The organism is Acinetobacter sp. A3, assembly GCF_012371415.1.
GTDB lineage: Bacteria > Pseudomonadota > Gammaproteobacteria > Pseudomonadales > Moraxellaceae > Acinetobacter.
The window spans coordinates 1-4,631 of record NZ_JAAZQW010000075.1 but is presented as its reverse complement, the minus strand read 5'-3'; the positions used below and the strand labels follow the sequence as shown (position 1 = coordinate 4,631).

Annotated in this window: 3 protein-coding genes and 1 other annotated feature; of the genes, 1 reads left to right on the top strand and 2 read right to left on the bottom strand. The window is 34.2% G+C overall.

Going from position 1 to position 4,631, the window contains the following annotated elements:
- Positions 1–97: 97 nt before the first annotated feature.
- Positions 98–622: a hypothetical protein gene (locus HHA42_RS13150; RefSeq protein WP_168526837.1), complete on the bottom strand. Its 525-nt coding sequence runs from the start codon at positions 620–622 to the stop codon at positions 98–100.
- Positions 623–734: 112 nt separating this feature from the next.
- Here HHA42_RS13150 and HHA42_RS13145 point away from each other — a divergent pair.
- A protein-coding gene (locus HHA42_RS13145; RefSeq protein WP_103254391.1) for an IS3 family transposase occupies positions 735–1,954 on the top strand; the annotation gives its coding sequence in 2 pieces (ribosomal slippage) (positions 735–1,011 and positions 1,011–1,954; 1,221 coding nt in all).
- Positions 1,010–1,126, top strand: a sequence feature (AL1L pseudoknot). (Overlaps the previous gene by 117 nt.)
- 1 nt (position 1,955) lies before the next feature.
- Here HHA42_RS13145 and HHA42_RS13140 read toward each other — a convergent pair.
- On the bottom strand, positions 1,956–2,687 hold the full coding sequence (locus tag HHA42_RS13140) for a hypothetical protein (protein ID WP_168526835.1): 732 nt from the start codon (positions 2,685–2,687) through the stop codon (positions 1,956–1,958).
- Between the last annotated feature and the right edge of the window lie 1,944 nt (positions 2,688–4,631).

Below are 4,631 nucleotides of genomic sequence, written 5' to 3'. Positions count from 1 at the left end.
CCAAGGGTTGTAAAAGGAAAACCTCAAAAATACCCAAGAAAAAGCCAGTCAATCTCTTAACTGACTGGCATTACTCAATTGAGGGCTTTTTTAATGTCTAATAAATTAGATTTTTGATTTTTCTGTGGTCCTTATTTGACTCAAAGAATTCCCTAATTTTCCTTATCTTGTAATCATCAATAAAGAATGAAAGGAATAAGAACAAATGGCATATAAAGAAATACATTCGTGCTTCTTCAAAAGTCATTAGATCGGTGTCAATATTTCTTTCTTCAAGCACCTTGGCCACAACATAATTGTTAGCCCATTCTGGTAAACGATCAGCCCTGTAATCGGAAACCAACTGATCCGTGGCACTAATAAATTGCATTTTGAACTGGTCGGCCGGGATGGAATCCTTTTGTGCTAGAAGCAGCTGTGCTTTTACATAATTCAGTTGATCACTATGCCATGTTTTTTCTGCAAGTAAGTTTTCAGCTTTTTCATAATTCTGTGAAGCTATGTGGTATCCAATAGAATCTTTCTCAAAGAACAATGAGGCTGGGCTAAACGTGAAGATGCCATGCAAAATAAATAGATTCGTGATTGTAATGCCAATTAATGACCTTGTTTGCAGAATCACTTTTAGGTACAAAGTTCTGAGTGAAAAAGCTTTATCTAATAAATCGTGCTTAAATAAAATAGTGAACCGTACCGGGTTTGTCGGAGAGTCAATATTCTGAGAGACTATCCCGATGACAAAATTAAAATATACCCCTGAAATCAGAGAAAGAGCGGTTCAATTATTGATTGAATCTGAAAAAGATTATCCTTCTACTTGGGCTGCAATCACAGCAATTGCGCCTAAGATTGGTTGTACTCCTGAAACACTTCGTGCCTGGCATCAAAAGCATTTAGATCAGCAAAATCCTATTAAAGTACAACAGATATCTGATCAAGAAAAAATGAAGCAAATGGAACGTGAAATTAAAGAATTAAAGCGTGCCAATGAAATTCTACGTAAAGCAGCCGCTTTTTTCGCCCAGGCGGAGCTCGACCGCCCACACAAATAATGGTGGATTTCATCCATAACAATAAAGACTTATATGGTGTTGATGCGATTTGTAGGATTTTACCGATCGCAGCTTCAACCTATTACCGGACTCTAGATCTCTGCGAAAATCCAGAACATCGAGCAAAGCGAGATTTACATGACTTGCATCATGCTGAGGAGATTAAACGAATTTGGAAGGAAAGTTCAGGTCGGTATGGTGTACGTAAAGTCTGGCAAAAACTGAAACGTGAAGGCTATATTATTGCACGCTGTACTGTTGCTCGATTAATGAAAAAGCTAGGTATACAAGGTATTTGGCGAGGTAAGAACAAACAAACCACCCGTAGTCGAGATGACCAAAAACGAGCACCTGACTTGGTGAAACGGAATTTTAGAGCTGATCAGCCTAATCACTTGTGGGTTGCTGACTTTACCTATATTCAAACAAATTCAGGCTGGGTCTATACCGCCTTTATTATTGATGTGTTCTCACGAGCAATTGTTGGATGGAAAGTATCTACACGGATGAATACAGATATGGTACTCGATGCACTTGAGCAAGCATTGCACGATCGAGGCATGCCAAAGAATGTGATTCATCATTCCGATAGAGGTGTTCAATATCTTTCTATTCGCTATACCAATCGTTTAGAAGCTGCAAATTTACGAGCATCAGTCGGTACAACTGGTGATTCATACGATAATGCTCTGGCTGAAACGGTGAATGGCTTATACAAAACAGAGGTGATTGAATATTTAAAAGCAGATTGGCAAGGTTTAGCAGATGTACAACTTGCGACACTAAACTGGGTAGATTGGTTCAATAAAAAGCGTGTACACAGTGCACTGGGTTATGTATCGCCTTTTGAGTTTGAAGCAATGTACTATGATAAGATTAACCCGTTAGGTCAGGTGGCCTAACTTAAATAAAAAAGTCTCCGACAAACCCGGTACGGTTCATAGTATAAAAAAATAGAGCACAGAACAGCAGAAATATACCGCCTCCACTGGTGTTCAGGATGTTCATAAAACCAATATCGACATCAGGTGCATAGTAAGCTGTCTCTATGAAGGAAAGCGGCATCTGATCAATCTGGGCAACAAGCAGGGCACAAATAAGCGGTGTAAACAAAGGGAGTTTGAAGCCGTATATACGAAACAGCTTTAAGAAATAGATTTTATTAATTTCCTTTTTATATTGTCCCAGAATCTTCTTATCACCCTCTTTAAGAGTAAGACCATGAGACTCAGCTATCTCTAAAGCAGCAATCTGCATGTAGCATTTCATGAACCAAACTTGGACATCTTTATCTGTTAATAATGCCTCTCCAGTCTTCTTGATCATAATGCCAAATTTAGAAGACTTTCTGAACGCATCCACTTTCAACAAATCTAAAACTGACTCTTGAATGGCGGTTGTTTTGTTAGTGAGATGGTCTATCTTTCGATTGATCAAACTTTGATAGATAGATTTGTCCGAATAAGAATCCATGAAGATAAGACTTGAGAAAAGTTCTGAAGAACAAGTCTGCTCCAGCTGGGCTAAGAATTGATAAAGATTCAATTGTCTTGAAAGAAGGAAGTCGTAAAACAGGCAGTTCAATTGAGAACTTGGATCATCCACCTTTAAGGTTCTTGAACTTACGTTATGCATATTTGCTCTTTTATCTATTGTTCTCTGCAAGCAAAGAAAGCCTATCCAGAGTGTTTAAAGGGTATTTGGTACTACTTAAATCATTGCAAGCTCAACTTCAATAGCTTGCAAAACCATTCGATTGATATTCGAACGATCCACAAATAATAATCATTTTTTATATAAAAAAGGGTACTAATCAAAGGAATTAGTTGATGCTTTAACTAAAAAGCGATGTGAATTTATGTAGCAAAAGAAAAGTAAAAGCGATAAAAAAGTGTAAATAAACTGAGATAAAATTGAAAATAAAGTGTAATTAAAATGTGGAGTTCCTGAAAAAAATCTGACAAATAAGTAAAGCAAATCTGATGCAAAACCAAAGCAGAACCTAAGCAAAAACGCAAATTAACTGTTAAAAACCTCATGCAGAAGTGTGCCAAAACTGTGAAATTTACAAACGTAAATTATGATTTATATAATAAATCTACGTGAATTTATAAATAAACTACGACACCAGAACTAATAGGTTTTTTTGATTTAAGAAATTAACAAGCAACTCTAACCAACAACCACATATTCCTATTTTTAACTATCTTATAGGATGTTTTAAAAGTCAATCAAAATCCCAAACCAGAGCAAAAATAAAATATCATAAATTATCTTGTTTATATATTGACTAAGGTATTGACTTATTATAGTCTAAATCAATGTTATGTTTGTCTATTCTTGGAATTAAAACAGTTTTCTTTTTGTTTGATCATTTCTGAATAGATTCTCATTGCTTTGCACTAACTTTAAATAAAATATTTGAATTCTACTTTTTAAATAAAAAAGTAGGAAAAATTATAATAATTTCTTAGAAAGCAAGCAGAATTTTATGACGTAACACCGCTTACTTTTTAACCATTTTATGACGTAACACCGCTTACTTTTTAACCATTTTATGACGTAACACCGCTTACTTTTTAACCAACAAAAAATTTTATGACGTAACACCGCTTACTTTTTAACCATTTTATGACGTAACACAGCCTACTTTTTAACCATTTTATGACGTAACAAAAATTTCTTGGAAAAAATTTTCGGTGAGTAACAGTAGTCTTGATTATTTTTTGATCAACTTTTTTTTGCCTGATTTTTTGACCTTGAATTTTTCCTGTTGGGTCCAGGTTTCGCATTGTCTTAACGAAAAATCGCCTTAAAAAGCTATGTTTTTGAAGTCACTTATATAATGATGCTCAAATGAACTTTATAATAAGGTTGAATGATATTAGTTGGTGATGAATGGCTAGAAAATAACTAAACCAAACAACTTTAACTTTGCTTGATTGTTTTGATTTTATAATGGATTGTTATGTTTAAATTAAAAGTGAATTGATCTAATGAATATGTAATACAAATTAAATTAAGTATTGAATCTAATATTCTTGAAACAAGTACGGTATTAGAACTATACCAAATAATTTATTCAGCATTGTTTGAATTCAACTTAACCAGCACTTAAGATTCTTCTTAATATATTCAAGAAGTTTAAAGCCAAATTGAAGTTCTTTTATAATTATAAATTATGTTTTAAATATATAACGTATTAAGCGCATATAAAATATTTGATATGCGACACCATGACGCATTCAAAGAACGGTGAAAGATTGATTGTATAGATCGGTAATAAGCAGGGTGGTATCTTTTTTGGTGCTTGAAATTGAATACGTGACAAAGCGAGCGTAAAGCAGTATGCAGTTTTATGAAGGCGAGCTATCAGTGATACCCCAACCTTGGCAAGAGTCACCGACATAAAATGCATTAAATTACATAATTAGTATTTTAATAAACCCTATATATAACAGTTATATAGGGTTTTTATTTTTGTGTGGTGTAATTTAAGGTAGGGCAGAGTAAAACTTGAAGTGCGACATAAACCACCTAATTAATTTAAAGGGTTTATGGAGTATATAAAATTGTCAT

Excerpts from the sequence above, each read along its gene's own strand:
- HHA42_RS13140 (WP_168526835.1), bottom strand. The coding sequence starts at position 2,687 with ATGCATAACGTAAGTTCAAGAACCTTAAAGGTGGATGATCCAAGTTCT.